Genomic DNA, 24597 nt, shown 5'->3' with positions numbered 1-24597 from the left:
ACAGCGTAATCATCGAGCCCATAAAAAAGGAGCCTCGAAAGGCTCCTTTTTGTACAACCCGATGTGTCAGTCAAACACGCCGAAGGTCATGTAGCTGAACCACGAGCGGTCGCTGTTATTCGCTTCGGACTCGTGTTGCTCTTCTTCGATCACGTCGCCATTTACATCTTTAGGCTTGAGATCGTTCGGAATCGCGTCCTTGGCGTCCTGGAACTGCTTCTGCACGTCCTGGTTGGCGCGGGTTTCGCCCGGCGGCAGCGGTGGACGGGATTCGATTAGGCCCAGTGTCGCCTTGCTCAACCACGAACGGTTGTCGGCTTCGGCCACCGAAGGCTGGAACTGACCGTCCACCAGGCTTGGATGGTTCGGGTAGTTGAGCTTCAGGGTTTCGAGGCTGGTGGCGGCCAGGTCGTCCAGGTGCAGACGCTGGTAGGCCTCTGTCATCACCGCCAGGCCGTCACCGACCGAAGGGGTTTCCTGGAAGTTTTCCACCACGTAGCGACCACGGTTCGCGGCGGCGACATAGGCCTGACGGGTCAGGTAGTAGTCGGCAACGTGAATCTCGTAGGCCGCCAGCAGGTTGCGCAGGTAGATCATGCGCTGCTTGGCGTCCGGCGAGTAGCGGCTGTTGGGGAAGCGGCTGGTCAGCTGGGCGAACTCGTTGTAGGAGTCGCGAGCGGCGCCCGGGTCACGCTTGGTCATGTCCAACGGCAGGAAGCGCGACAACAGGCCGACGTCCTGGTCGAAAGAAGTCAGACCCTTGAGGTAATACGCGTAATCCACGTTCGGGTGCTGCGGGTGCAGGCGAATGAAGCGCTCGGCGGCGGACTTCGCAGCTTCAGGCTCGGTGTTCTTGTAGTTGGCGTAGATGAGCTCGAGTTGAGCCTGATCGGCGTAGCGACCGAACGGATAACGCGACTCCAGCGCCTTCAGCTTGGCTGTGGCGGCGGTGTAGCTATTGTTGTCCAGATCGTGCTGAGCCTGCTGGTACAGCTCGACCTCGCTCAGGTTTTCGTCTACGACTTCCTTCGATGAGCAAGCAGCGGTCAATGCGAGGATGGCGATCAGCAGCAGGTGTTTCACTTGCATGGCGGCTTGCGTCCCTATGACGGCCGCTGTCTTGGGCGGGGCCGTCCTGTTATGATGAGCGCCCCGTTGAATAGCCTCGGGGCAAAAGACGCCGTATTTAACCACAAGCGCGCAGCCGAAACCAAAGGCTGTGCCGACGCCTAGTCTGAGCATGTCCGATAAAATTGAACTTCGCGCAGAGGTGCCGTCCGAATTGGGCGGCCAACGCCTCGATCAAGTCGCCGCACAATTATTCGCTGAGCACTCGCGCTCGCGCCTTTCCGCCTGGATCAAAGACGGCCGCCTGACTGTGGATGGGGCGGTTATCCGCCCGCGAGACATCGTTCATGGTGGTGCCATTCTTGAACTCACTGCCGAGCAGGAAGCTCAGGGCGAATGGATCGCTCAAGACATCGAGCTGGACATCGTCTATGAAGACGACGACATCCTGGTGATCAACAAACCCGCGGGTCTGGTGGTGCATCCTGCCGCCGGTCACGCTGATGGCACCTTGCTCAACGCCTTGCTGCACCACGTGCCGGACATCATCAATGTGCCCCGCGCCGGTATCGTGCATCGCCTGGACAAGGACACCACCGGTCTGATGGTGGTGGCCAAGACCATTCAGGCGCAGACACAGCTTGTCACGCAATTGCAGAGCCGCAGCGTAAGCCGGATCTACGAGTGCATCGTGATCGGTGTGGTGACTGCCGGCGGCAAGATCAACGCGCCAATCGGTCGTCACGGTCAGCAACGCCAGCGCATGGCCGTGATGGAAGGTGGCAAGCAAGCCGTCAGCCATTACCGCGTGCTCGAGCGTTTCCGCTCCCACACTCACGTGCGGGTGAAGCTTGAAACCGGTCGTACGCACCAGATTCGTGTGCACATGGCTCACATCAACTACCCGTTGGTCGGAGATCCTGCCTACGGCGGTCGTTTCCGTATTCCGCCGGCAGCCAGTGTGACCATGGTCGAATCGTTGAAGGCGTTCCCGCGTCAGGCGCTGCATGCGCGGTTCCTGGAGCTGGATCACCCGACCACCGGTAAACGCATGAGCTGGGAATCGCCATTGCCGGACGATTTCGTCTGGTTGCTGACGCTGCTCAAGCAAGACCGCGAGGCGTTCATCGGATGAGTGACTGGCTGATTCCTGACTGGCCAGCGCCGGCCAGGGTGAAAGCCTGCGTGACCACCCGTGCGGGCGGCGTCAGTCTGGCGCCGTTCGACAGCCTCAACCTCGGCGATCACGTCGATGACAGCCCCGAAGCTGTTGCCGAAAACCGCCGTCGCCTCACCGATCATTTCTCTATTCAACCGGCCTGGTTAAAGCAGGTTCACGGCATTGCCGTGGCTCACGCAGACCCAAGCCTTACGGCCACTGCCGATGCCAGCTGGACGGCAACACCCGGTATTGCCTGCACAGCGATGACCGCGGATTGCCTGCCGGCATTGTTTTGCGACCGTGCCGGCACTCGCGTCGCGGCGGCCCATGCCGGTTGGCGCGGGTTGGCGGCGGGTGTGCTGGAAGCGACCCTCGACAGTCTGGCCGTGCCACCAGAAGAAGTGCTGGTCTGGCTCGGCCCGGCCATTGGCCCGCAAGCCTTTGAAGTCGGCCCTGAAGTGCGCGAAACCTTCGTTGAGCAATTGCCCGAAGCCGCTAAAGCGTTTGTGCCCAGTGCCAATGCTGGCAAATTCATGGCTGATATCTATGAGCTGGCGCGCTTACGGCTGGCGGCTCGCGGTGTCACCGCTGTTTATGGTGGCGGTTTCTGCACCGTGACCGATCCACGCTTCTTTTCTTACCGCCGCAGTCCACGCACCGGTCGGTTTGCCTCCTTGATCTGGCTCGAACGCTAGAATTAGCTGACCTGCATCAACGTCACGACGCTTGAAACTCCCAGAATCGACCGCATCTATAACGGTATCTGGCAGGTTTCTTCATTCAGGATGTTTTATAGGTCCGGCCTGCTCAAAAGGAAGGTGACCCATGCGTATCGACCGTTTAACCAGCAAGTTGCAGTTAGCCTTGTCCGACGCCCAATCCCTGGCCGTCGGCCTCGATCATCCGGGCATTGAACCGGCGCATTTGATGCAAGCCATGCTTGAACAGCAGGGTGGTTCGATCAAACCCCTGTTGATGCAGGTGGGCTTCGACGTCAACAGCCTGCGTAAAGAGCTGACCAAAGAGCTCGACCAACTACCAAAAATCCAGAACCCGACCGGCGACGTGAACATGTCGCAGGATTTGGCGCGCCTGCTCAATCAGGCCGATCGTCTGGCCCAGCAGAAGGGCGACCAGTTCATCTCCAGCGAACTGGTGTTGCTCGCCGCCATGGACGAGAACAGCAAGCTCGGCAAATTGTTGCTCGGCCAGGGCGTCAGCAAGAAAGCCCTGGAAAACGCGATCAACAACCTGCGTGGCGGTGAGGCCGTCAATGACGCCAACCACGAAGAGTCGCGCCAGGCGCTGGATAAATACACCGTCGACCTGACCAAGCGCGCCGAAGAAGGCAAGCTCGACCCGGTGATCGGCCGTGACGACGAAATTCGCCGGACCATTCAGGTCCTGCAACGCCGCACCAAGAACAACCCGGTGCTGATCGGTGAGCCTGGCGTGGGTAAAACCGCCATCGCCGAAGGCCTGGCCCAGCGCATCATCAACGGCGAAGTGCCGGATGGGCTGAAAGGCAAACGCCTGCTGTCCCTGGACATGGGATCGCTGATTGCCGGTGCCAAGTACCGTGGCGAGTTCGAAGAGCGCCTCAAATCCCTGCTCAACGAACTGTCGAAGCAGGAAGGGCAGATCATTCTGTTCATCGACGAACTGCACACCATGGTCGGCGCCGGTAAAGGCGAAGGCTCGATGGATGCGGGCAACATGCTCAAACCGGCATTGGCGCGCGGTGAGCTGCACTGCGTCGGCGCGACCACGCTCAACGAGTACCGCCAATATATAGAGAAGGATGCGGCCCTCGAGCGACGCTTCCAGAAAGTGCTGGTGGACGAGCCGAGCGAAGAAGACACCATCGCGATTCTGCGTGGCCTGAAAGAGCGTTACGAGGTTCACCACAAGGTGGCGATCACCGACGGCGCGATCATCGCTGCGGCCAAGCTCAGTCATCGCTACATCACTGATCGTCAGCTGCCGGACAAAGCCATCGACCTGATCGACGAAGCGGCCAGCCGCATCCGCATGGAGATCGACTCCAAGCCGGAAGTGCTCGATCGTCTGGAGCGCCGTCTGATTCAGCTGAAGGTGGAATCCCAGGCACTGAAGAAAGAAAGCGACGAAGCCGCGATAAAACGTCTGGAAAAACTCCAGGAAGAAATCGTCCGCCTCGAACGTGAGTACTCGGACCTGGAGGAAATCTGGAACGCGGAAAAAGCCGAAGTTCAGGGTTCTGCGCAGATCCAGCAGAAAATCGAACAGTCCCGTCAGGAACTGGAAGCCGCGCGCCGAAAAGGCGACTTGAACCGCATGGCCGAGTTGCAATACGGGATCATCCCGGACCTGGAGCGCAGCCTGCAAATGGTCGACCAGCACGGCAAAACTGAAAACCAGTTGCTGCGCAGCAAGGTGACCGAAGAAGAGATCGCCGAAGTTGTGTCCAAGTGGACCGGCATTCCGGTGTCGAAAATGCTCGAGGGCGAGCGCGACAAGCTGATGAAGATGGAAAGCCTGCTGCACCAACGTGTGATCGGCCAGGACGAAGCGGTGATTGCCGTTTCCAACGCTGTGCGGCGTTCCCGTGCCGGGTTGTCCGATCCGAATCGCCCGAGTGGTTCGTTCATGTTCCTCGGCCCGACCGGTGTCGGTAAAACTGAGCTGTGCAAGGCGCTGGCCGAGTTCCTCTTTGATACGGAAGAGGCGATGGTGCGGATCGACATGTCCGAGTTCATGGAGAAGCATTCCGTGGCTCGTCTGATTGGTGCGCCACCAGGCTACGTAGGCTATGAAGAGGGCGGTTACCTGACCGAGGCGGTGCGTCGCAAGCCTTATTCGGTGATCCTCCTGGACGAGGTCGAGAAGGCCCACCCGGACGTCTTCAACATCTTGCTGCAAGTGCTGGAAGATGGCCGACTGACCGACAGTCATGGCCGCACGGTGGATTTCAAAAATACCGTGATTGTCATGACATCCAACCTGGGCTCGGTGCAGATCCAGGAATTGGTCGGTGATCGTGAGGCGCAGCGTGCGGCAGTGATGGATGCGATTTCCACGCACTTCCGGCCGGAGTTCATCAACCGGGTCGATGAAGTGGTGATCTTCGAGCCGTTGGCTCGGGATCAGATCGCGGGCATTACCGAGATCCAGTTGGGTCGTCTGCGCAGTCGCCTGACCGAGCGCGAGCTGAAGCTTGATCTCAGCCCTGAGGCCATGGATAAGCTGATCGCGGTGGGTTACGACCCGGTTTACGGCGCACGGCCGCTCAAACGAGCGATCCAGCGCTGGATCGAGAACCCGCTGGCGCAGCTGATTCTGTCTGGTCGTTTCATGCCGGGCGATACCGCCAAGGGTGTCGTGGAGAACGACGAAATCGTCTTCGTCTGATTCACGGCGGCAGCAAAATTGAAGAGGCCTCGCATTGCGAGGCCTTTTTTTCGCCAGGCTGTTGAACTGAAAGGAAAAGGCTTGTAAAGTGCGCCCCGCAGTAAGTCGCCCTGAAGGGTTCCAGCTCCCCAAGCAGGAATCTGAAATAAGTTGCAAATCATTAACTTGAAAGCAATTTAGGGGGTTGACAGAGGTGCTTAAGATTGTAGAATAGCGCGCCTCAGACACACGAACGCAGCGATGCGAACGGGTCGAAGAGAACGCAGTAAAGCTTCACCGTTGTAAATTGAAATATGTAGTTCCGTGATAGCTCAGTCGGTAGAGCAAATGACTGTTAATCATTGGGTCCCAGGTTCGAGTCCTGGTCACGGAGCCAATTTCAAGCCGGGGTATAGCGCAGTCCGGTAGCGCGCCTGCTTTGGGAGCAGGATGTCAGGAGTTCGAATCCCCTTACCCCGACCATTTTTGGGTCGTTAGCTCAGTTGGTAGAGCAGTTGGCTTTTAACCAATTGGTCGTAGGTTCGAATCCCACACGACCCACCATTTTTGAAACCAGTTAACGCTGGGATCGGATCTTAAGATCAGAGGCCAAAAGCACTGATCGAAGAAGGCGACTTTTTAAAGGTCGCCTTTTTATTACCGGGGTATAGCGCAGTCCGGTAGCGCGCCTGCTTTGGGAGCAGGATGTCAGGAGTTCGAATCCCCTTACCCCGACCATATTAAAAATCCTCGTATCGAAAGATACGGGGATTTTTTTTGTTTTCGATTTTTTGTCTTCGAGAAATAACACTTCAGTCATCGTACAACTTGCCGATAACGAGGCGACGGGGTACTGCCGAAACAACGCCCCTTACCCAAGCCACTACAAGAAAAGGGCGTTCGTTATGGTGCTTCGTCAGTTAAATATCGCTCCTCGGGCAGCCTTGGGGTTTGCCCTGATTGCCGTATTGGTCGCGTTGCTCGGGATTTTTGCCCTGGGGCAGATGTCGAGCATTCGCGACAGCGAGGTCGCGGTGGAGAAACAATGGCTGCCGAGCATTCGCGGTGGTGACGAGATCCGCGAAATCATGCTGCGCATCCGCACTATTTCCCTGCGCATGGCCCTGGATCAGGACCCGAAGAACATTCCGGTCTACCGTGGCCAGATGGACACCCGCGATAAAGAGTTGAGCGAAAAAATTGCGGCGTATGACAAGTTGGTCAACACCGCAGAAGGCAAGGCCTTGTATGACCAGTTCAAAACCACCTTCGCGGCTTATCGTGCCGGTATTGCCCAATCTTTTTCCCTGGCTGAACAGGGGCGTCATGACGAATTGACCAAACTGCTGCTGATCGACATGAAAACCGTGGTCGATGGTTCCGGCAAACAGCTCACTGACCTGGCGGATCTGTTCGCCAAACAAGTCGCCGCCGAGAGCCAGAAATCTGCAGCGCATTACGAAACGTCGCGAATGATCGTCAGCCTGTTCATCGCGTTGGCGGCGTTGGCCACCGTCGGCCTCGCCATGCTGCTGACCCGCAGTATCATCAAACCGTTGAGCGAAGCGCTGCATGCCGCGGAAAACGTGGCACGAGGCGACCTGACACGCCCCATCGAAACCCATGGCAACGATGAAGTGAGTCGCTTGCTCAAGGCGTTGGCGACCATGCAGCACAATCTGCGTGAAACCTTGCAAGGTATCAGCGGCTCGGCGGCGCAATTGGCGACAGCGGCTGACGAGTTGAATGCGGTCACGCTCGACAGCACGCAGAATCTGCAACAGCAGAACAACGAGATCGAACAAGCGGCGACGGCTGTCACTGAAATGACCACCGCCGTGGAGGAAGTCGCTCGCAACGCGGTGTCGACCTCCGACGCCACGCGCCAATCCAGTGAGTCCGCGCACGCCGGCCAGGAGCGGGTCAGCGAAACAGTCACGGCCATCGGCGCCCTGGCCAGTGATGTACAGATCACAGGCGGATTGGTGCAGTCCCTGGCCAACCAGTCTCAGGACATCGGCAAGGTTCTGGATGTGATTCGTGCGATTGCCGAACAAACCAACTTGCTGGCCCTCAACGCTGCCATTGAAGCGGCGCGCGCCGGGGAAAGCGGTCGAGGTTTCGCGGTGGTTGCCGACGAAGTTCGCGCTTTGGCTTATCGCACGCAGCAATCGACTCAGGAAATCGAGCAAATGGTTCAGGGCATGCGCAACGGCTCAACTCAGGCGCTGGATTCCATGCACGCCAGCTCAACCCGTGCGGCCAGCACATTGGCCTTGGCCGAGCGAGCGGGCGACGCGTTGCAGACCATCACCGCGTCGGTTCATCAGATCCACGAGCGCAACCTGGTGATCGCCAGCGCTGCTGAAGAACAGGCGCAGGTGGCACGTGAAGTCGACCGCAACCTGGTGAATATTCGTGATCTTTCGGTACGATCTGCCGCCGGGGCGGATCAGACCAGCGCGTCCAGCCATGAGCTATCTCAATTGGCTAATGCCTTGCAGGGCATGGTGCGGCGCTTCCAGCTTTAAATGTTCCAGACGCAAAAAAGCCGCGCTTCTCGATGGAAAAGCGCGGCTTGGTTCTCTGACGCTTAGGCGCCGTCTTGGTCTTTCAAGTGCTCGAACAGACCTTTTGGCATTTTCTTGCCATTGGCTTCGTAGTTGGCCTTCACGTTGTCGAAAGCCTCTTGCTCGTCAATGAAGCCGTCATGGTTGGTGTCGATCTTGTCGAAATTGGACTTCGGCGCGACTTTCAGGAATTCCGCACGGGAGACCTTGCCGTCGCCATCCGTGTCGGTTTTTGCCATCGACGCATCGCCACACTTGCCTTCGCCACATTTACCTTCAGGGGTCTTCACGACCTGTTCGGCCGAGGCCAGCAGGTAACCCTGAGTCAGAGGTTGCGAGGCGAACACAGCGCCGGACAACATCATGCCACCGGCCAGAACAGCGCCGAGCAAACCGATAGTGTTTTTGGTGGTACGGGACATTTCAAATCTCCTGGGTTGCACAACACAACCGTTCGATAAAGGACGCCACGTCAGTGCGGCGATAACCGTAGCGGGCGGGGTGCCTTGCTCGGGTGTGGCCATTTAGCGGGCGTGGTGTATCGCTACTGTGTCGCGCAAGGGGGGAGTTTGTAAGCGAAGAGGATGAAACGGCGGGGGAGATACAGTGAGACACACATCTACAGGCTGGTGAGTAAAAAATGTGGGAGCGAGCTTGCTCGCGATGGCGGCGTGTCAGGCGACATTGATGTCGACTGTACGGACGCTATCGCGAGCAAGCTCGCTCCCACAGTGGATGTGTATCAGTGCAGTTTGAGTCGCGGCTCAGTCCCGCGCCCGATCTTGCTCCCCAACATCAACATCGCCGTGCGAAACGCGCCATACAGCGCCATCTGGTGCATGCGGTACAGCGACACGTAAAACATCCGCGCCAGCCAGCCTTCAAGCATCACGCTGCCGGTGAGGTTGCCCATCAAGTTACCCACAGCCGAAAAGCGCGACAGCGAGATCAGCGAACCGTAGTCGGTGTATTTGTACGCCGGCAGAGGTTTGCCTTCGATCCGCAACTTCAGCGATTTGGCCAGCAACGAAGCCTGCTGATGTGCAGCCTGGGCGCGCGGCGGTACATTGCGATCGGTGCCCGGCTGCGGGCAGGCCGCGCAGTCACCGAAGGCGAAGATGTTCTCGTCGCGGGTGGTTTGCAGGGTCGGCAGCACTTGCAGCTGATTGATCCGGTTGGTCTCCAGGCCATCGATGTCCTTGAGGAAGCCCGGTGCACGAATCCCGGCGGCCCAGACTTTCAGGCTGGCGTTGATGACTTTGCCATCGGCGGTAATCAGGCTGTCGGCCGTCACTTCACTGACGGCGGCATTGGTCATGACGTTGACCCCGAGTTTCTCCAGGGTTTTATGCACAGGCCCGCCGATACGTTCCGGCAGGGCTGGCAGCACCCGTGGCCCGGCTTCGATCAGCGTGATGTGCATGTTTTCCGGTTTGATCCGGTCAAGACCATAGGCGGCCAATTCATGCGCGGCGTTGTGCAATTCGGCGGCCAGTTCGACCCCGGTAGCGCCGGCACCGACGATGGCGACGCTGATCTGCTCGACCTTGTCGGTCTGCCCGGCATGGGCGCGCAGGTAGTGGTTGAGCAATTGCTGGTGGAAGCGCTCGGCCTGTTTGCGGGTGTCGAGGAACAGGCAGTGTTGCGCCGCGCCCTGCGTGCCGAAATCGTTAGTGGTGCTGCCGACTGAGATCACCAGCGAGTCGTAACCCAGTTCACGGGCCGGGACCAGCTCCACGCCGGCTTCGTCGTAGGTGGCGGCCAGCTGGATTTTTTTTTGTGCGCGATCAAGCCCGCTCATGCGCCCCAGCTGGAACTCGAAGTGGTTCCATTTCGCCTGGGCAACATAGTTGAGTTCGTCTTCGGAAGAGTTCAGGGAACCTGCCGCCACTTCGTGCAACAGCGGTTTCCAGATGTGGGTCAGGTTCGCGTCGACCAGCATCACACTGGCCGTGCCGCGCTTGCCCAGAGTCTTACCCAGACGGGTAGCCAACTCCAGACCGCCGGCGCCGCCGCCAACGATGACAATACGATGAGTCATGGGGATATCTCGCAAGGCTAAAAGAAATCGGTGCAATTACCCGAGCGAGCGCGATGCAGCTCATAGCGTCAGGTAACTGATAAGTCGGCTCAACAGGCCTAAACCAATGGTCACTGCCAACACCACCACCAGGAGCATCCACGGCCGGAAAGGCCGGCGCTCGACTTGGTGCTGGGACAGTTGCAGGTACTCTTCGACATGCTTTTGGTCGTCTGGGTTCAGGCGGCTGGTCATATTGGGCCTCGTCAGGGGTAGACGTTGCTAAATGTGTAGAAGCTACAAGCAGGCTGCTGTGCAACATGTTAGCCCGCATTGAACGGAGCATAGCCGCTGGCCGAAATGGGCTCGACGCTCACCGTATCGTCCAGGCGAATGATTCCACTTTGTAACACCCGTGCGGTGATTCCGCCATGTCCGCGAACGGCCTGAAAGGTCCCGGGGCCGAGGTTGTTCTCAAGGCGAGCGCAGGGTTGGCACCAGCCGGTGGTTTCGAAAATCGCCTGGCCAATCCTGAAGCGCCGCCCCTTGAGACTGAAGAGATTGATGCCGCTGACGACGATGTTGCGTCGCAAATCCTGCGCTGACACCGGCTGATCCGCCGGCCGGCCCATCAGCGAATTGATCACCGCCAGATGCTCCCATTGAATCAGCGTGACCTGCCGCGCATTGCGTACGCCGGGACGCGTGTGATCACCGGTCAAACCGGCTTCAAGCCGCGCCTCCACGGCGTCGAGTTCGATCATCTGAGAGCGTGACTGCGGCCGCACGCCGATCCAGCGAACTCGACCGGTTTGCGGCACTTCGGCAATCAGCTCCTGCAATGGACTCACAGGCTGATCCCGACATCGAAAACAATGCTGCGACCCAGGTTGCTGCGCAGGAAATCCGGCGCATCCGGGTGCGCGAACAGCACGCGGGCGAAGGTCGGGCCGACCAGCGACAACGAGCGCCAGCCCTGGCGCAGATATTCGGTCGGCGGCGGGAAATGGCTGTTGAGATCCAGCACTTCGCGCTTGAGGCTGGCGAAGGCGATGATGTCCAGTTCGCCCAGGTCCATGCCGCGTTCTTTGTAGTTGTGCGCTTTTTTGCGCAAGGTCGGCGCCAGTCTCAGCAAGAATTCATTGGCCGGGATGCGCCGGGGCTTGGCCTCGCGACGTACCAGCGAACTCAGGGAAAACGCACTGCGCCGGCGTTGCAGCTCATCGCGCCATTCGTCGTTGAGGCGTCGGCCTTCATCGAGCACGAAAAACACTTCGAAACTGGCGTCACGAAACAGCACGTCCGGCGGCTCTCCGGCCGGGGCGAATTCGTCGGCGCGATAGGGAATGTTCAGGCCTTGCAGCAGGCGCTGACAGACCCAACGCTCACGCTCCCATTTGCGGGCATTGGACAGGAACGCGTTGGCTTGCTCGGCCGCGATGGTCAGCAGGCGTAAATAATCTGAGTCATCCATAAGCCCAAGCTTAGCGTTCAAATGCGATCGCAAAGAAGACAGTTTATCGGAGAGGGTCAGACCTGCCGGATTTGCGGCCTGCCATCCCCGCAACACTCCTCATCCCACGCCCTGCTCAGGGCATTGCACAAAACGGATAGCGATCTGCGCAAAGCGGATATTGCCCCGTGCCTGTCGCCTCTAGCCTCGGCTGTACGGACGTTAGCCGTGTTGCCGACGCTCTTAAAAAAATAACAACAAGAGATAAATGCCATGCGCAAGATCGACGTACATGCGGTTATCGACAACGCACGATTCAATCGCTTTCACTGGATGGTGCTGTTCTGGTGTGCCCTGATCATCATTTTCGACGGTTACGATTTAGTGATCTACGGCGTGGTGCTGCCGATGCTGATGAAAGAGTGGGGGCTCAGTCCCCTGCAAGCGGGCGCACTGGGCAGTTATGCACTGTTCGGGATGATGTTCGGCGCGCTGTTCTTCGGCCCGCTGTCGGACAGGATCGGCCGCAAAAAAGCCATCACGATCTGCGTGATGCTGTTCAGCGGTTTTACCGTGCTCAATGGTTTTGCCCGCAACCCCACCGAGTTTGGCCTGTGCCGGTTCATTGCCGGGCTCGGCATTGGCGGGGTGATGCCCAACGTTGTGGCGCTGATGAACGAGTACGCGCCGAAGAAAATCCGCAGCACGCTGGTGGCGATCATGTTCAGCGGCTACTCGGTGGGCGGCATGCTCTCGGCGGGGCTCGGTATCGTGCTGATCCCGAGTTTTGGCTGGCAATCGGTGTTTTACGTGGCGGTGCTGCCGCTGCTGTTGTTGCCGTTGATCATGTACTTCCTGCCCGAGTCGGTGGGTTTCATGCTGCGCCAGGGGCGCAATGAAGAAGCGCGCAACATCCTGCAGCGGGTTGACCCGGCTTACGTCGCGCAAACCGGCGATCAGTTGCACATGAGCGAAGTGAAGGGCACCGGCACCCCGGTGTTGCAACTGTTCCGCGAGGGACGTGCGCTGCGCACGCTGATGTTGTGGCTGGCGTTTTTCTGCTGCTTGCTGATGGTCTACGCCTTGAGTTCCTGGCTGCCGAAACTGATGGCCAACGCCGGTTACAGCCTGGGCTCGAGTCTGTCGTTCCTGCTGGTGCTCAACTTCGGCGCCATTTTCGGCGCGGTCGGCGGCGGTGTGCTGGGTGACAAACTCAACCTGCCGCGGGTGTTGGCGGTGTTCTTCGCCGTGGCTGCGGTGTCGATCACTTTGCTGGGTTTCAACAGCCCGATGCCGCTGTTGTACCTGCTGATCGCCATTGCCGGCGCCACCACCATCGGCTCGCAGATCCTGTTGTACGCCTGCGCCGCGCAGTTCTACTCCATGACCATTCGCTCTACCGGATTGGGCTGGGCGTCGGGCATCGGGCGCAACGGTGCCATCGTCGGACCGCTGCTGGGCGGTGCCTTGCTCGGGATCAGCCTGCCGCTGCAACTGAACTTCATGGCCTTTGCCTTGCCCGGTGCGGTGGCCGCGATTGCCATGACCGTGTTCGCCATCAGCAGTCGGCGCAGTGCTAAACAAGCGCTGTCGGGCCTGCGCCATGGTTCGCTCGACGGGTCTGTTGGCGACGTTTCATGAGAGCGTTAGTCCGGGACTTTTCCCTGTCTGCAGCAGTCGCCGGATTTATCGCCACGGTGATTTCCTACGCAGGCCCGTTGGTGATCATCTTTCAGGCCGCCGAGACCGCGCACCTCTCGCGGGAGGTGCTGTCGTCCTGGATCTGGGCGATTTCCATCGGCAGCGCCGTGCTCGGCATCGGTCTGAGCCTGCGTTACCGCGTCCCGGTGATCATCGCGTGGTCGGCACCAGGCTCGGCGTTGCTGGTGGCGCTGTTGCCGGGAATCTCCATGCCGGAAGCGGTAGGCGCGTATCTGGTCAGCAGCCTGATTATCTTTCTGGTCGGCGTGTCAGGGGCGTTTGACCGGATCATCGGAAAACTGCCGGCGGCGATTGCGGCAGCAATGCTGGCAGGGATTCTGTTCAGCTTCGGCACCGGGTTGTTCGTCTCGTTGCAGGGCAAGCCGTTGCTGGTGCTGGCGATGTTTGCCACGTACCTGATCTGCAAAAGGTTGATGCCGCGGTATGCGGTGTTGATGGTGCTGCTGGTGGGCTGCTCGATGGCTTTTCTCGCCGGTGATTTGCACAGCGAGGCGTTGGTGATCGGCTTGGCCACGCCAGTGTGGATCACGCCCGCGTTCAGCCTGAGCGCGACCCTGAATATCGCCTTGCCGCTGGTAATGGTGGCGCTGACCGGCCAGTTCGTTCCCGGCATGGCGGTGTTGCGCGCCAGTGGTTACGCAACACCGGCCGGCCCGATCATCGCCAGCAGTGCGGTGGGCACGGCGCTGTTGGCGCCGTTCGGTTGCCATGGGCTGAACCTGGCAGCCATCACCGCGGCGATTTGTACCGGGCGCGAGGCCCATGAAAATCCCGGCAAACGCTATGTGGCCGGGGTTGTGGGCGGGCTGTGTTACCTGGTGCTGGGGATCTTCGGTGCGACCCTGGTTTCACTGTTTTCGGCGTTCCCCAAAGAACTGATCGCAGCCTTGGCCGGGCTGGCGCTGTTTGCTGCGATTGCCGGCGCATTGGCCGGCGCAATGGCCGTGCCGAGTGATCGCGAAGCCGCGTTGGTGACCTTTCTGACCACCGCGTCGGGCATGTCGTTGTTGGGTTTGTCCGCTGCATTTTGGGGGCTGATTTTCGGCATGGTCACCCATTTGTTGTTAAACGCCCGTCGTCCTGTTTCCCGCCGCGAATCCGCTGCGGCTGAAGCACTTCAACCTGTCGATCAATAAAAATAAGAGAAAAAACGATGAAACAGATTCTTCCAACAACCGGTTCAGTGTTGTCCATGGCTGTCGTCTCGAGTTTCTCCGCCGGCGCGATGGCGGCCGAGGGCGGGTTCATCGAAGACACCACCGCCACCTTGCAAGCACGCAATTACTACTTCAGCCGGGACTTTTCCGACATCGTCGGGGCCAACCAACAATCGAAGGCCGAAGAGTGGGCGCAGGGCTTCATCCTTAACGTCAAATCCGGTTATACCCAGGGCCCCGTCGGTTTTGGTGTGGATGTCATTGGTCTGCTCGGTCTCAAGCTCGACAGCAGCCCGGACCGGGTCAATACCGGTTTGCTGCCGGTGCAGGGTGACGGGCGCGCGGCGAATGATTACAGCCGACTGGAAGGCGCGTTGAAGGTGCGTGTCTCCAAAACTGAACTGAAGGTGGGTGAGTTGCAACCCAACCTGCCGGTGCTGGCCTTCAGCGATATCCGTTTGCTGCCACCCAGCTATCAGGGCGCGAGCATCAGCTCGAACGAGATCAATGGCCTGACGTTGCAAGGTGGTCACTTGAACTCGACCAGCCTGCGCAACGAGGCTGGCGACGAAAAGATGCAAGCCATGCTCGGTCACGTACCGCAGCGTCAGGTCAGCAGCGATGGCTTCAACTTTGCCGGCGCCGATTACGCTTTCAACGATAAACGCAGCTCGGTCAGCGCCTGGTTCGGGCAACTGGAAGATATCTACAACCAGCGTTTTCTCGGCCTCAAGCACAGCGAGCCACTCGGCAACTGGATCCTGGGCGCCAACCTTGGGTATTACGATTCGCGCGAAGACGGCAAAAAGCTGCTGGGCAACATCGACAACCAGGCGTTCTTCTCCTTGCTGTCGGCCAAGCGTGGCGGCCACACGTTCTATGTCGGCTATCAGGGCATGTTCGGCGACAGCGCCTTCCCGCGAGTGTTTGCCAACATCAGCCCACTGGGCAACGAGGTGCCGACCTACGAGTTCGCCTTCACCGATGAGCGCTCATGGCAGGCGCGTTACGACTACGATTTCGCCGCCCTCGGCGTGCCGGGGCTGACCAGCACCGTGCGCTACATCACCGGCAACAATGTCGATACCGGCAAAGGGTTCGAGGGCAAGGACCGCGAGCGTGATCTCGATCTCGGCTATGTGCTGCAGAGCGGCAGCCTCAAAGGCCTCGGGATCCGTGTGCGCAACGCGATGGCGCGCTCCAACTACCGCAGTGATATCGACGAGAACCGCTTGATCCTCAGCTACACATGGACGCTGCTATGAACCTTGAAAAAGAACAACCCACTTACAAAATCGGCTTGCAGGTCAAGCTGGAGCAGTTGACCGAGTCCGTGCTGCAAACCGAGGAAGACATGCGCTTTGCCAATCAACTGGCGCGCACGGCAGGTGAACGGGTGAAGGCGAGTGCGCTGAGCATGCAGTCTTCGGCCAGTGTGCTGGAAGATCTGAACCTCTACATGCAGCGTCTGGATCAAGTGTTCGACGAGCTCGGCAGTCAGTCGATGCGCATCGGCGCGATTGTCGGCAGCATCCAGGACATTTCCCGTCAGACCAACCTGTTGGCGTTGAACGCAGCCATTGAGGCGGCGAGGGCGGGCAGCCATGGCCGAGGGTTTGCGGTGGTGGCCGATGAGGTGCGCAATCTCTCGCGTCAGGCCGCGGACTCCAGTGCGCAGATCCGGCAAATCGCTACGGGGCTGGAACAGTCCGCTGAACAGGCACGCCAAGGTCTTCAGCAGTTGTCCGGTTCTACACGTCTCGGCCTGGAAAAGGCCGGAGTGGCCCTGCACTCGATGGGCGAACTGCAAAGCGGTGCGGTTGCCAGGGTCGAGGTGGTCGAACGCATCATGGTGCGCCTGGCCGGCCTGCATGATCTGGCCTTGCAGGCGAAACGAATGATCGTGTGAGTCGTGCAATGTTCCAGTGATTACAGGTTGCTGGTGCAGTCACCCATGACCTCGTACGTCACGCGATGGGTCTGGCCTTGATGATCGACATACTCCATGGCCGCCGGCACAACCCCGCAGGCGGTCGCGGTGTTCGACACTGAAACCACTTCGGCGATGTCCAGCGGTTGTGCCGGGTTGTACGAGGTAGCGGCGGGTTCGCTGCCGGCGGCCATGGCCGAGGTGGCGACAACGGTCAGAAACAGGCTGATCAAGGTTTTCATTTTTCTGTGCTCCGTGTTGATTCCGATACCTGAATTCTAGTCTTTGCCCGCGATCGATAAAGGGGCCTGGGTTTGATTCAGCCTTACAGAAAACGTAACAATCGCTGGGTTTTTGATCGGGTACATATCCGTTTTTTCGGTAAGGGCGGCTGGCGGTTTCGCTTTTACAGCGAGTCACTTTCGAAAAGCGCGAAAGTAACCAAAGCGCTTCTGCCCCTGTCGTTCGGTGCCTCGCCTAGGCTCGGCATGCCCTCGCTCCGGTCCTGCTCCGTGGGCCCGCCGCCATCGGCCATCCATGGCCGGGGGCGGCTAACCCGGCATCCATGCCGGGTTGCCCACTGCGCAGAACCTCCACTCGGCCTCTCGAGGGTGCGGTGCATCAAGATCAAAAGCTGCAGGCGAGCTAACGCTCGGCCTGTTGAGTGGTGAGGAGCTTGCGTGCATCCCCTCTCCCCGGTAGGAGCTGTCGAGTGAAACGAGGCTGCGATCTTTTGATCTTGCTGTGGCTGTGGCTGTGGCTGTGGCTGTGGCTGTGGCTTTTGATTTTGATCTGTTGCCCCTTTCCCAGAGGCCGAACGCAGGCGTTGCGCAGGGGGCACCGCGGCAAGGATGCCGCGGTAGCCGCCCCCGGCCATGGATGGCCGATGGCGGCGGGCCCCCGGAGCAATGCCGGAGTGAGGGCATGCCGAGCCTAGGCGAGGCACCGAATGGCGGGGCAAGAGCCCTTGGTTACTTGGGGCTTTTCCAAGTGACTCGCTGTAAAAGCGAAACCGTAATCAGCCATCACCGCAAAAACGGATATGTACCCCAATCGTAGAACGCTCCCCCAGAGCAAATCCTCTGTGCCGGCCGGAAATCGAAGGGCGCTCGAGGGGCGGTGTAGACTGAGGGCCTGTTCTCTTTCGGCAAGACAAGGGAGTGTGCCCAGCCATGATCGGCGCCGAGTTACTGTCACCTGAAACCCTCACGGCGGGGTGGTTGATCTATGTGCCGGTACTGATCTGGGCCGTTGCGCGAGCACCGTGGGTCGAACTGTTCAGCGACAGTCGCCGCCAACATCTGTTGTTCGGCACGGTGTTCGCACTGTTCATGCTCTGGCTGGTGCGACAAGACTTCGACACCGGCGTGTCCTACCACTTTATCGGCATGACCGCCGTGACCCTGTTGCTCGACTGGCCGCTGGCGATTGTCGGCGGGTTGGTCGCGCAAGCGGGATTGGTGTTGCTCGGGCGGCAGGATCTGGCGGCAATGGGGGTCAACGGCGCGCTGCTGATTCTGCTGCCGGTGCTGGTCACCGAGTGCTGCGCGATCCTGGTGGAGCGAGCGCAACCGCGTAATCCCTTTGTGTATATCTTCGTGTCCGGGTTTTTTGCAGCGGCGCTGTCGGCGTTGCTGTGCCTGCTGCTGGCGCTGTGGTTGCTGTGGTTCGATGAACGTTTTGCCATGCCCTATTGGCTGGAAGATTTTGTCGGGTATCTGTGGCTGTTGATTTTCCCGGAAGCGTTCATCAACGGCATGGTGGTCAGCGCGCTGGTGGTTTTCTGTCCCGAGTGGCTGGAGACGTTCAATCGCACGCGCTACCTTTCGGCACCCTGGAAAGACGACGATCCCAAATCTTGATCCACATCAAAGGCAAAAATCGCTCACGAATCCATGCTCTGGAAAACCTTCAGGAGCATCGAAATGAGTGTCTACGAATGGGCAAGGCAGGAGTTGCGTCAAAGTCTGGATGGGGCGCAGGAAGTGGGGTTTGATCCGGGATTGAGCTTGCGTGCCTTGCTCAGTGCAGTGGTGCAACAGAGCAAGGCGGTGCGCAGCGCCGAAGACCTGGCCGATGAGTTGCGTTTTCTTGCGGAAAACCTCGATGACAGCCAGGACTACGGTTTTATGCGGCCTTGAAGATCAGTGACGCGGCTCGAAGTCTTCGCTGAACAGGTCGTCTTCGGCATCCGGGCTGACCGGAATCTTGTGTTCTTCCGAGGCCCAAGCGCCCAGGTCAATCAGCTTGCAACGGTCCGAACAGAATGGCCGGAATTTGCTTTCTGGACTCCATTCAACAGGGGCGCCGCAGGTTGGGCAATCGACGGTTGGGATTTGGCTCATGACTGGCCTCCACGCAAAGTAAGGTAAAAGTGATGCAGGCGTTCGACCTCGCTGTGCAGCCAGGCGAGGTCGCGGTCGTTGACCACCACATCGTCGGCGTGGCTCACGCGGTCCTGTCGGCTGGACTGGGCCTTGAGGATCGCCTGGACCTGTTGCTCGCTGGTCTGATCACGCTGCAGGGTGCGCTCGATCTGTAGTTGTTCCGGGGCATCGATCACCAGAACCCGTTGGGTCGTGGCGTACTGCCCGGACTCGATCAGCAGCGGCGAAACCAGAATCGCGTAAGGCGATTGTGCCTTGGCCAGATGATCGGCGATTTCCTTGGCGATCAGCGGATGCAGCAACGCTTCGAGCCAGCGGCGTTCCTCAGGCACTTCGAAGATCAGTTTGCGCAACGCCGCGCGATCCAGCTGCCCGTCGGCTTGCAATACGCCGGGGCCGAAGTGTTCGGCGATTTTGGCCAGCGCCGGGCGACCCGGTTCCACCACCCAACGCGCCGCATGATCAGCGTCCACCACGTGCACGCCCAGATCGATGAAGTGCTGGGCAGCCGCGCTTTTGCCGCTGCCGATGCCGCCGGTCAGGCCGAGAATCCAGGGTTTTTCCACAGGGGTATTCATTTCAAACCGACAAACTGCCAATAGAAGTCGGTTATTTGACCACCCCAGAGCAAGGCAATCCAGCCGGCAATTGCCAGATAGGGTCCGAAGGGGATCGGCGTGGAGGTTTTCGCATTGCGCAAACGCAGCAAAATCACGCCGACAATAGCGCCCACCATCGACGATAACAGGATGGTCAGAGGCAGGATCTGCCAGCCACCCCAGGCGCCGAACATCGCTAACAACTTGAAATCCCCGTGGCCCATGCCGTCCTTGCCGGTGATCAGCTTGAACAGCCAGAACACCGACCACAGCGCCAAATAGCCGGCCACCGCGCCCCACAACGCTTCATGCAAGGACACGAAAAGTCCGAAGCTGTTGACGATCAGCCCCAGCCATATCAGCGGCAGCACCAGCACATCGGGCAGCAGTTGGTGCTCGGCGTCGATCAGGCTCATGGTCAGCAACCCCCAACTCAGGAGCAGCGCCATGCAGGCCTGCCAGCCGAAACCGAAATGCCAGGCGATGAACGCCGAGAGCAGACCGCAGGCCAGTTCGGTCAGCGGGTAGCGTTTGCTGATGGCTGCCGTGCAGTTCGAGCATCGACCCCGTAAGAGCAGATAACTGAGCACCGGAATGTTTTCCCAGGCACGGATTCGATGGCCGCAATGTGGGCACTGGGAATGGGGCAGCATCAGGTTGAAGGTCGGCAGCGGTGTTTCGCCTGGCAAGCCCAACACTTCACGGGCCTCCTCACGCCATTCGCGGTCAAGCATTTTTGGCAGGCGCCAGACCACCACGTTGAGAAAGCTGCCAATCAGCAGGCCGACCAACATGGCGGCGATCACGAAGGTCAACGGGTAGAGGGTCAGAATGTCGTTCAAGGGCATGTCAGATCGCTGAGCCAAGTTGGAAGATGGGCAGGTACATCGCAACCACCAGACCACCGACGATAACACCCAGCACCACCATGATGAACGGCTCCATCAGGCTGGTGAGGTTATCAACCATATTGTCCACTTCGTCCTCATAGAAGCTCGCGACCTTGTCGAGCATATCGTCCAGTGCGCCGGACTCTTCGCCAATCGCGGTCATCTGGATCGCCATGTTCGGAAAGATACCGGAGGCGCGCATGGAAAAATTCAGCTGCATACCGGTCGACACGTCCTGCTTGATGCGCAGCACTGCACGCTTGAACACGATGTTGCCGGTGGCGCCGGCCACCGAATCCAGGGCTTCCACCAGTGGCACACCTGCCGCAAAGGTAGTCGACAGCGTGCGGGCGTAACGGGCCACGGCGGACTTGTACATCAGCGTGCCAATCAGCGGCAATTTCAGCAGCCAGGTGTCCATTCGGTCCCGAAAGCCTTGCGACGTTTTAAACGCGTGGCGCACACCGAAGATCGCTGCGATCAGCACTCCGAGCATTGCCCACCACCAGTCCTGCATGAATTCCGAGAGGCCGATGACCATCACCGTGAAGGCCGGCAATTCGGCGCCAAACCCTTTGAACACCGATTCGAACTGCGGCACCACTTTGACCAGCAGAATCCCGGTCACAATGATCGCGACGAACACCACTGCCAGTGGGTAGGTCATGGCTTTCTTGATCTTGGCCTTGAGGCTTTCGCTCTTTTCCTTATAGGTCGCCACTCTATCCAGCAGGGTATCGAGGGCACCGGCCTGCTCGCCGGCATCGACCAGGTTGCAGTACAGCTCATCGAAATACTGAGGCTTTTTGCGCAGGGAGGCGGCGAAGCTGTTACCCGCCGCGACTTCCTGTTTTACCTCGTCTACCAGTGTGCGCATGGCCGGGTTATCAAAGCCTTCACCGATGATGTCGAAGGACTGCAACAGCGGTACACCGGCTTTCATCATGGTCGCCATTTGCCGGGTGAACAGGGCAATGTCCTGCGCCTTGATGCGCTTGCCCATGTTGAAAATCGAGGTGGACTTCTTGCGTACCTTGCCGGGGGTGATGCCCTGCTTGCGCAATTGGGCCTTGATCAACGCCGGATTCTGACCGCTCAACTCGCCGGTCATTTTGGTGCCTTTGCGGTCCGTGCCTTCCCAGGCATAGACGCTGATTTTTGCTGCTTTGACCGCCATATTCAGTCCTTGGTGACCCGGTTGATTTCTTCAAGGCTGGTGATGCCTTGCATGGCCTTGAGCAGGCCCGACGTACGCAGGTCATTGAAACCGTCCTTACGCATCTGGATGTCGATTTCCAGTGAGTTGCCTTCGGCCATGATCAGCCGTTGCAGGTCCGGGGTATTTTTCACCACTTCATAAATCCCGACTCGCCCTTTGTAACCGTTGTTGCAGTGATCGCAACCGACTGGCTCATAGATCGTAAATGAGCCGATCCGTTCCTCGGGGAAGCCTTCCTTGAGCAGCGCCTCCCGGGGAATCTCGATGGGTTTCTTGCAATGGCTGCATAGCTTGCGCGCCAGGCGCTGGGCAATGATCAGGCTGATCGAGGTGGCAATGTTGAAACCCGGAATGCCCATGTTGTGCAGGCGAGTCAGGGTTTCGGCGGCGCTGTTGGTGTGCAGGGTCGACAGCACCAGGTGACCGGTCTGGGCGGCTTTGATGGCGATTTCGGCGGTTTCGAGGTCGCGGATTTCGCCGACCATAATCACGTCCGGGTCCTGACGCAAAAACGAGCGCAACGCTTGGGCGAAGTCCATTCCCTGCTTGGGATTGACGTTGACCTGGTTGATGCCTTCCATGTTGATCTCCACCGGGTCTTCGGCGGTGGAGATGTTGATGTCCACGGTGTTGAGAATGTTCAGCCCGGTGTAGAGCGACACGGTCTTGCCCGAGCCGGTGGGCCCGGTCACCAGAATCATCCCCTGTGGCTGCTTGAGTGCGGCCATGTACAGGTCTTTCTGGTCGGGCTCATAGCCGAGGGCGTCGATGCCCATTTGGGCGCTGGATGGGTCGAGGATCCGGATCACCACTTTCTCGCCCCAAAGGGTCGGCAGGGTATTGACCCGAAAGTCGATGGATTTGCTCTTCGACAGGCGCATCTTGATCCGCCCGTCCTGGGGCCGGCGCCGTTCGGAGATGTCGAGGCTGGCCATGACTTTCAGTCGCGAGGCGATGCGGTTGGCCAGTTGAATCGGCGGCTTGGCGACTTCACGCAGCATGCCGTCGGTGCGCATCCTCACGCGGTAGGTTTTTTCGTAGGGCTCGAAATGCAGGTCGGAAGAGCCGCTCTTGATCGCGTCGAGCAACATCTTGTGGACGAAGCGCACCACGGGTGCGTCATCGGCATCCTGGCCGGCGATGGCGTCTTGCTTGTTGTCATCGATTGACTCGATGTCCACACCATCGAGGTCAACGTCGGCCATGTCTTCCAGGCCGGTGCCTTGGGTATCGAAGAATTTCTCGATGGCGTCGCTGAGCTTGTCTTCCTCCACCAGGATGGCTTCGGTATTCAGCCCAGTGCTGAACTGGATGTCATTGATGGCTTGATGATTGGTCGGGTCGGAAACGCCCACGAACAACTTGTTGCCGCGCCGCCAGAGGGGCAGGGCGTGGTGCTGACGGACCAGTTTCTCGCTGACCAGCCCTTTGGGTTGTGTTTCCTTGTCCAGGCAACTGAGATCAAGCAGCGTCATGCCGAAGTGCTCCGAAGCGATCTCGGCGACCTGGCGACTCTTCACCAGTTTGTTCTGCACCAGATAACTGACCAGGGAGATTTTGTTGCGTTGGGCTTGCTGATACGCCTGTTGCGCGCTTTTGTCAGTGAGCAGCTCGGCCAGGACCAATTGCTTGGCCAGACCGCTAAGGGCGATGTCATTCATTGGGATTCCAAGCGCAGACAGTTCATGACTTATAGCCTAGTCAAGCGGAGGAACCAAACCAGCGGCGTTCAGGTGACAAAAAGTGTCAGATAGTGCGGATTCTGGGGGTAGGAAAAGGTTTTTTGTCGATCGCACGCCCCGCCAACACGGGGCGAAGGGTTTGGCATGGGCTGTGCTGCGGCTAGTTCAGATCATGAGATTTCGACTCATGCATGGAGCTTGTCTATGAATACTCAGAAAGGTTTTACGCTTATCGAGCTGTTGATCGTGGTGGCGATCATCGGGATTCTGGCGACGTTTGCCATTCCGGCTTACTCGAAGTATCAGGCGCGGGCGAAGATGACGGCGGGTGCAGCCGAAATTTCGGCGCTCAAGGTGAATTTTGAGGACGCGGTCAACTCGGGTACTGCGGCCCCGACTGTAGCCACTTTTGCTCCAAATGCCGCCAATTCGCAGAATTGCACGATTACTGCCGTTGCTGGCGGTACAGGCATTCTCTGCACAGTGAAAACCCCGCCAGCGATTATTGCTGGTGCGACTGTGACTCTGACTCGAGACCCCGTTAATGGTTGGTCATGCGCCACCAGCGTCGGTGCCGATTTCGCGCCAGCAGGTTGCACACACCCGTAATTTGTAACGCGGTTAAAGCGGTTTGAAGTGCCTCTGTCGACAGACAGGGGCATTTTTTGAAGTGCGTATCAGACTCAAGTACAAAAAACCCGATAATTCATGGCCTTAGGCCCATGCCCAAAACCCGCAACTTGCATGTAGAAAAAATCAAAGTCATGCAATTTGCATGATTCCGAAAATTAGCAATTTTCATAACATATTGATTTATATGGAGTTATTGCCTGTCTCAAACTTGGCACAGCGTTCGCACTATCTCCAGTAACCCTGCTGACAAGACACGCAGCAGACTTTATGAAAAACAGGAGTTACTCGTATGAAGAAGTTCGCTATCGCTGCCGCTACTGCTACCGCGTTGACCCTGACCATGGCCAACGTCGCATTTGCACAGACCACCCAAGCCACCCAGGCTCCGATGACTCTGGCGGCGGGTGAAGTCACCAAAGCCAAAGAAGCTACTTCCGATACCTGGATTACTACCAAAGTTAAAAGTGACCTGGTAACCGAGAAAGGCATTCCTGGCACCGACATCAAAGTCGAAACCAATAAAGGCGTCGTGTCCCTGTCGTCCACCGTTGCGGTGACTGACGCTCAGAAAGCCACCGCTGTGGCGATCACCAAGAAAATCAAAGGCGTCAAAGCGGTCTCCGCTGACGGCCTGAAAGCCGAGTAAGGCAAGACTTCTCGCCTGGACTGGGAGAAGGCGCGGCAGACGGGCCGAGCAATACGTCTGCCGCCCCAGGAGAGTTCATGCGAAAGGCCA

Annotated in this window: 24 protein-coding genes, 4 tRNA genes and 1 pseudogene; 17 read left to right on the top strand and 12 right to left on the bottom strand. The window is 58.8% G+C overall.

Translation table 11 applies throughout. The features are described 5' to 3' along the window. Positions 1-66: 66 nt before the first annotated feature. Entirely contained in the window at positions 67-1089 is a 1023-nt protein-coding gene (locus AC3IUE_RS27925) for an outer membrane protein assembly factor BamD (RefSeq protein ID WP_489264340.1), read from the bottom strand. A 151-nt stretch (positions 1090-1240) separates the two neighbouring features. Here AC3IUE_RS27925 and rluD point away from each other — a divergent pair, with 151 nt between their 5' ends. From rluD to AC3IUE_RS27880, 9 genes and pseudogenes are all read left to right on the top strand, one after another. Beyond that, complete coding sequence (gene rluD, locus AC3IUE_RS27920) at positions 1241-2203, top strand: 23S rRNA pseudouridine(1911/1915/1917) synthase RluD (RefSeq protein WP_007942311.1); 963 nt, start codon at positions 1241-1243, stop codon at positions 2201-2203. After that, entirely contained in the window at positions 2200-2925 is a 726-nt protein-coding gene (gene pgeF / locus AC3IUE_RS27915; RefSeq protein WP_489264339.1) for a peptidoglycan editing factor PgeF, read from the top strand. The genes rluD and pgeF overlap by 4 nt, the downstream gene beginning before the upstream one ends. A gap of 130 nt (positions 2926-3055) precedes the next feature. Next, positions 3056-5620 (top strand): ATP-dependent chaperone ClpB, encoded by a 2565-nt coding sequence (gene clpB / locus AC3IUE_RS27910; protein ID WP_095130594.1) that lies wholly within the window; start codon positions 3056-3058, stop codon positions 5618-5620. A 300-nt stretch (positions 5621-5920) separates the two neighbouring features. Beyond that, positions 5921-5996: transfer RNA gene (locus tag AC3IUE_RS27905), tRNA-Asn, on the top strand. Positions 5997-6005: 9 nt separating this feature from the next. After that, a tRNA-Pro gene (locus AC3IUE_RS27900) sits at positions 6006-6082 on the top strand. 5 nt (positions 6083-6087) lie between these two features. Next, positions 6088-6163 (top strand) — tRNA-Lys (locus AC3IUE_RS27895). Positions 6164-6260: 97 nt separating this feature from the next. After that, positions 6261-6337 (top strand) — tRNA-Pro (locus tag AC3IUE_RS27890). A 167-nt stretch (positions 6338-6504) separates the two neighbouring features. Next, positions 6505-7275: pseudogene (locus tag AC3IUE_RS27885) on the top strand (MCP four helix bundle domain-containing protein); the annotation flags it as partial. Further along, positions 7267-8130, top strand: a complete 864-nt coding sequence (locus AC3IUE_RS27880; protein WP_489268976.1) for a methyl-accepting chemotaxis protein — start codon at positions 7267-7269, stop codon at positions 8128-8130. The pseudogene AC3IUE_RS27885 and the gene AC3IUE_RS27880, both read left to right, overlap by 9 nt. A 62-nt stretch (positions 8131-8192) precedes the next feature. Here the strand turns inward: AC3IUE_RS27880 and AC3IUE_RS27875 are convergent, their stop codons facing one another. The 5 genes from AC3IUE_RS27875 to AC3IUE_RS27855 all read right to left on the bottom strand — a co-directional run bounded on the left by AC3IUE_RS27875 (position 8193) and on the right by AC3IUE_RS27855 (position 11663). Continuing rightward, a complete protein-coding gene (locus AC3IUE_RS27875; RefSeq protein WP_046048811.1) occupies positions 8193-8591 on the bottom strand; it encodes an HvfA family oxazolone/thioamide-modified RiPP metallophore in 399 nt (132 codons plus the stop codon). A 320-nt stretch (positions 8592-8911) separates the two neighbouring features. Further along, a complete protein-coding gene (locus AC3IUE_RS27870; protein ID WP_046048812.1) occupies positions 8912-10210 on the bottom strand; it encodes an NAD(P)/FAD-dependent oxidoreductase in 1299 nt (432 codons plus the stop codon). A 60-nt stretch (positions 10211-10270) separates the two neighbouring features. Beyond that, positions 10271-10444, bottom strand: coding sequence for a DUF3094 domain-containing protein (locus AC3IUE_RS27865; protein WP_008154890.1), 174 nt, complete (start codon positions 10442-10444; stop codon positions 10271-10273). Positions 10445-10512: 68 nt separating this feature from the next. Then, the gene (locus tag AC3IUE_RS27860; RefSeq protein WP_489264338.1) at positions 10513-11040 is read right to left on the bottom strand and encodes an MOSC domain-containing protein; all 528 of its coding nucleotides are present in this window, start codon (positions 11038-11040) and stop codon (positions 10513-10515) included. Continuing rightward, positions 11037-11663, bottom strand: a complete 627-nt coding sequence (locus AC3IUE_RS27855) for a DUF1780 domain-containing protein (RefSeq protein ID WP_008154887.1) — start codon at positions 11661-11663, stop codon at positions 11037-11039. The genes AC3IUE_RS27860 and AC3IUE_RS27855 overlap by 4 nt, the downstream gene beginning before the upstream one ends. 252 nt (positions 11664-11915) lie before the next feature. On the opposite strand from AC3IUE_RS27855, the gene AC3IUE_RS27850 reads away from it, so the two are divergent. Genes AC3IUE_RS27850 through AC3IUE_RS27835 form a run of 4 tightly spaced genes read left to right on the top strand, consistent with a single transcriptional unit; the run spans position 11916 to position 16430 of the window. Further along, positions 11916-13283, top strand: a complete 1368-nt coding sequence (locus tag AC3IUE_RS27850) for an aromatic acid/H+ symport family MFS transporter (protein WP_489264337.1) — start codon at positions 11916-11918, stop codon at positions 13281-13283. Continuing rightward, positions 13280-14500 (top strand): benzoate/H(+) symporter BenE family transporter, encoded by a 1221-nt coding sequence (locus AC3IUE_RS27845; protein ID WP_489264336.1) that lies wholly within the window; start codon positions 13280-13282, stop codon positions 14498-14500. Before AC3IUE_RS27850 ends, AC3IUE_RS27845 begins: the two co-directional genes overlap by 4 nt. Positions 14501-14517: 17 nt before the next feature. Continuing rightward, positions 14518-15786 (top strand): OprD family porin, encoded by a 1269-nt coding sequence (locus tag AC3IUE_RS27840; protein WP_489264335.1) that lies wholly within the window; start codon positions 14518-14520, stop codon positions 15784-15786. Beyond that, on the top strand, positions 15771-16430 hold the full coding sequence (locus AC3IUE_RS27835) for a methyl-accepting chemotaxis protein (RefSeq protein ID WP_489264334.1): 660 nt from the start codon (positions 15771-15773) through the stop codon (positions 16428-16430). The genes AC3IUE_RS27840 and AC3IUE_RS27835 overlap by 16 nt, the downstream gene beginning before the upstream one ends. 20 nt (positions 16431-16450) lie before the next feature. On the opposite strand, the gene AC3IUE_RS27830 is transcribed toward AC3IUE_RS27835, so the two are convergent. Then, positions 16451-16693, bottom strand: coding sequence for a DUF2790 domain-containing protein (locus AC3IUE_RS27830; RefSeq protein ID WP_046048818.1), 243 nt, complete (start codon positions 16691-16693; stop codon positions 16451-16453). Positions 16694-17623: 930 nt separating this feature from the next. On the opposite strand from AC3IUE_RS27830, the gene AC3IUE_RS27825 reads away from it, so the two are divergent. Continuing rightward, complete coding sequence (locus AC3IUE_RS27825) at positions 17624-18313, top strand: energy-coupling factor ABC transporter permease (protein WP_008153325.1); 690 nt, start codon at positions 17624-17626, stop codon at positions 18311-18313. Between the two features lie 63 nt (positions 18314-18376). Beyond that, positions 18377-18592 carry a hypothetical protein gene (locus AC3IUE_RS27820; protein ID WP_033054332.1) on the top strand — a complete coding sequence of 72 codons (216 nt, stop codon included), beginning with the start codon at positions 18377-18379 and terminating at the stop codon, positions 18590-18592. 3 nt (positions 18593-18595) lie between these two features. Here AC3IUE_RS27820 and yacG read toward each other — a convergent pair whose 3' ends face one another. From yacG to pilB, 5 genes are read right to left on the bottom strand one after another with little or no spacing between them, the layout of a single operon-like run. Further along, complete coding sequence (gene yacG, locus AC3IUE_RS27815; RefSeq protein ID WP_046049370.1) at positions 18596-18796, bottom strand: DNA gyrase inhibitor YacG; 201 nt, start codon at positions 18794-18796, stop codon at positions 18596-18598. Then, positions 18793-19416 carry a dephospho-CoA kinase gene (coaE, locus tag AC3IUE_RS27810; protein WP_056746046.1) on the bottom strand — a complete coding sequence of 208 codons (624 nt, stop codon included), beginning with the start codon at positions 19414-19416 and terminating at the stop codon, positions 18793-18795. Before coaE ends, yacG begins: the two co-directional genes overlap by 4 nt. Further along, on the bottom strand, positions 19413-20285 hold the full coding sequence (locus AC3IUE_RS27805) for a prepilin peptidase (protein ID WP_489264333.1): 873 nt from the start codon (positions 20283-20285) through the stop codon (positions 19413-19415). The genes coaE and AC3IUE_RS27805 overlap by 4 nt, the downstream gene beginning before the upstream one ends. A gap of 1 nt (position 20286) precedes the next feature. Continuing rightward, positions 20287-21504: a type II secretion system F family protein gene (locus AC3IUE_RS27800; RefSeq protein WP_489264332.1), complete on the bottom strand. Its 1218-nt coding sequence runs from the start codon at positions 21502-21504 to the stop codon at positions 20287-20289. A 2-nt stretch (positions 21505-21506) separates the two neighbouring features. Beyond that, positions 21507-23207 carry a type IV-A pilus assembly ATPase PilB gene (gene pilB / locus AC3IUE_RS27795; protein ID WP_489264331.1) on the bottom strand — a complete coding sequence of 567 codons (1701 nt, stop codon included), beginning with the start codon at positions 23205-23207 and terminating at the stop codon, positions 21507-21509. A 225-nt stretch (positions 23208-23432) separates the two neighbouring features. On the opposite strand from pilB, the gene AC3IUE_RS27790 reads away from it, so the two are divergent. Then, a complete protein-coding gene (locus tag AC3IUE_RS27790; protein ID WP_489264330.1) occupies positions 23433-23837 on the top strand; it encodes a pilin in 405 nt (134 codons plus the stop codon). A 313-nt stretch (positions 23838-24150) separates the two neighbouring features. Further along, the gene (locus tag AC3IUE_RS27785; protein ID WP_056746057.1) at positions 24151-24507 is read left to right on the top strand and encodes a BON domain-containing protein; all 357 of its coding nucleotides are present in this window, start codon (positions 24151-24153) and stop codon (positions 24505-24507) included. Positions 24508-24597: the final 90 nt, after the last annotated feature.

This window comes from Pseudomonas sp. GL_093 (genome assembly GCF_057837605.1).
This window is presented reverse-complemented; position numbering and strand designations above follow the sequence as displayed.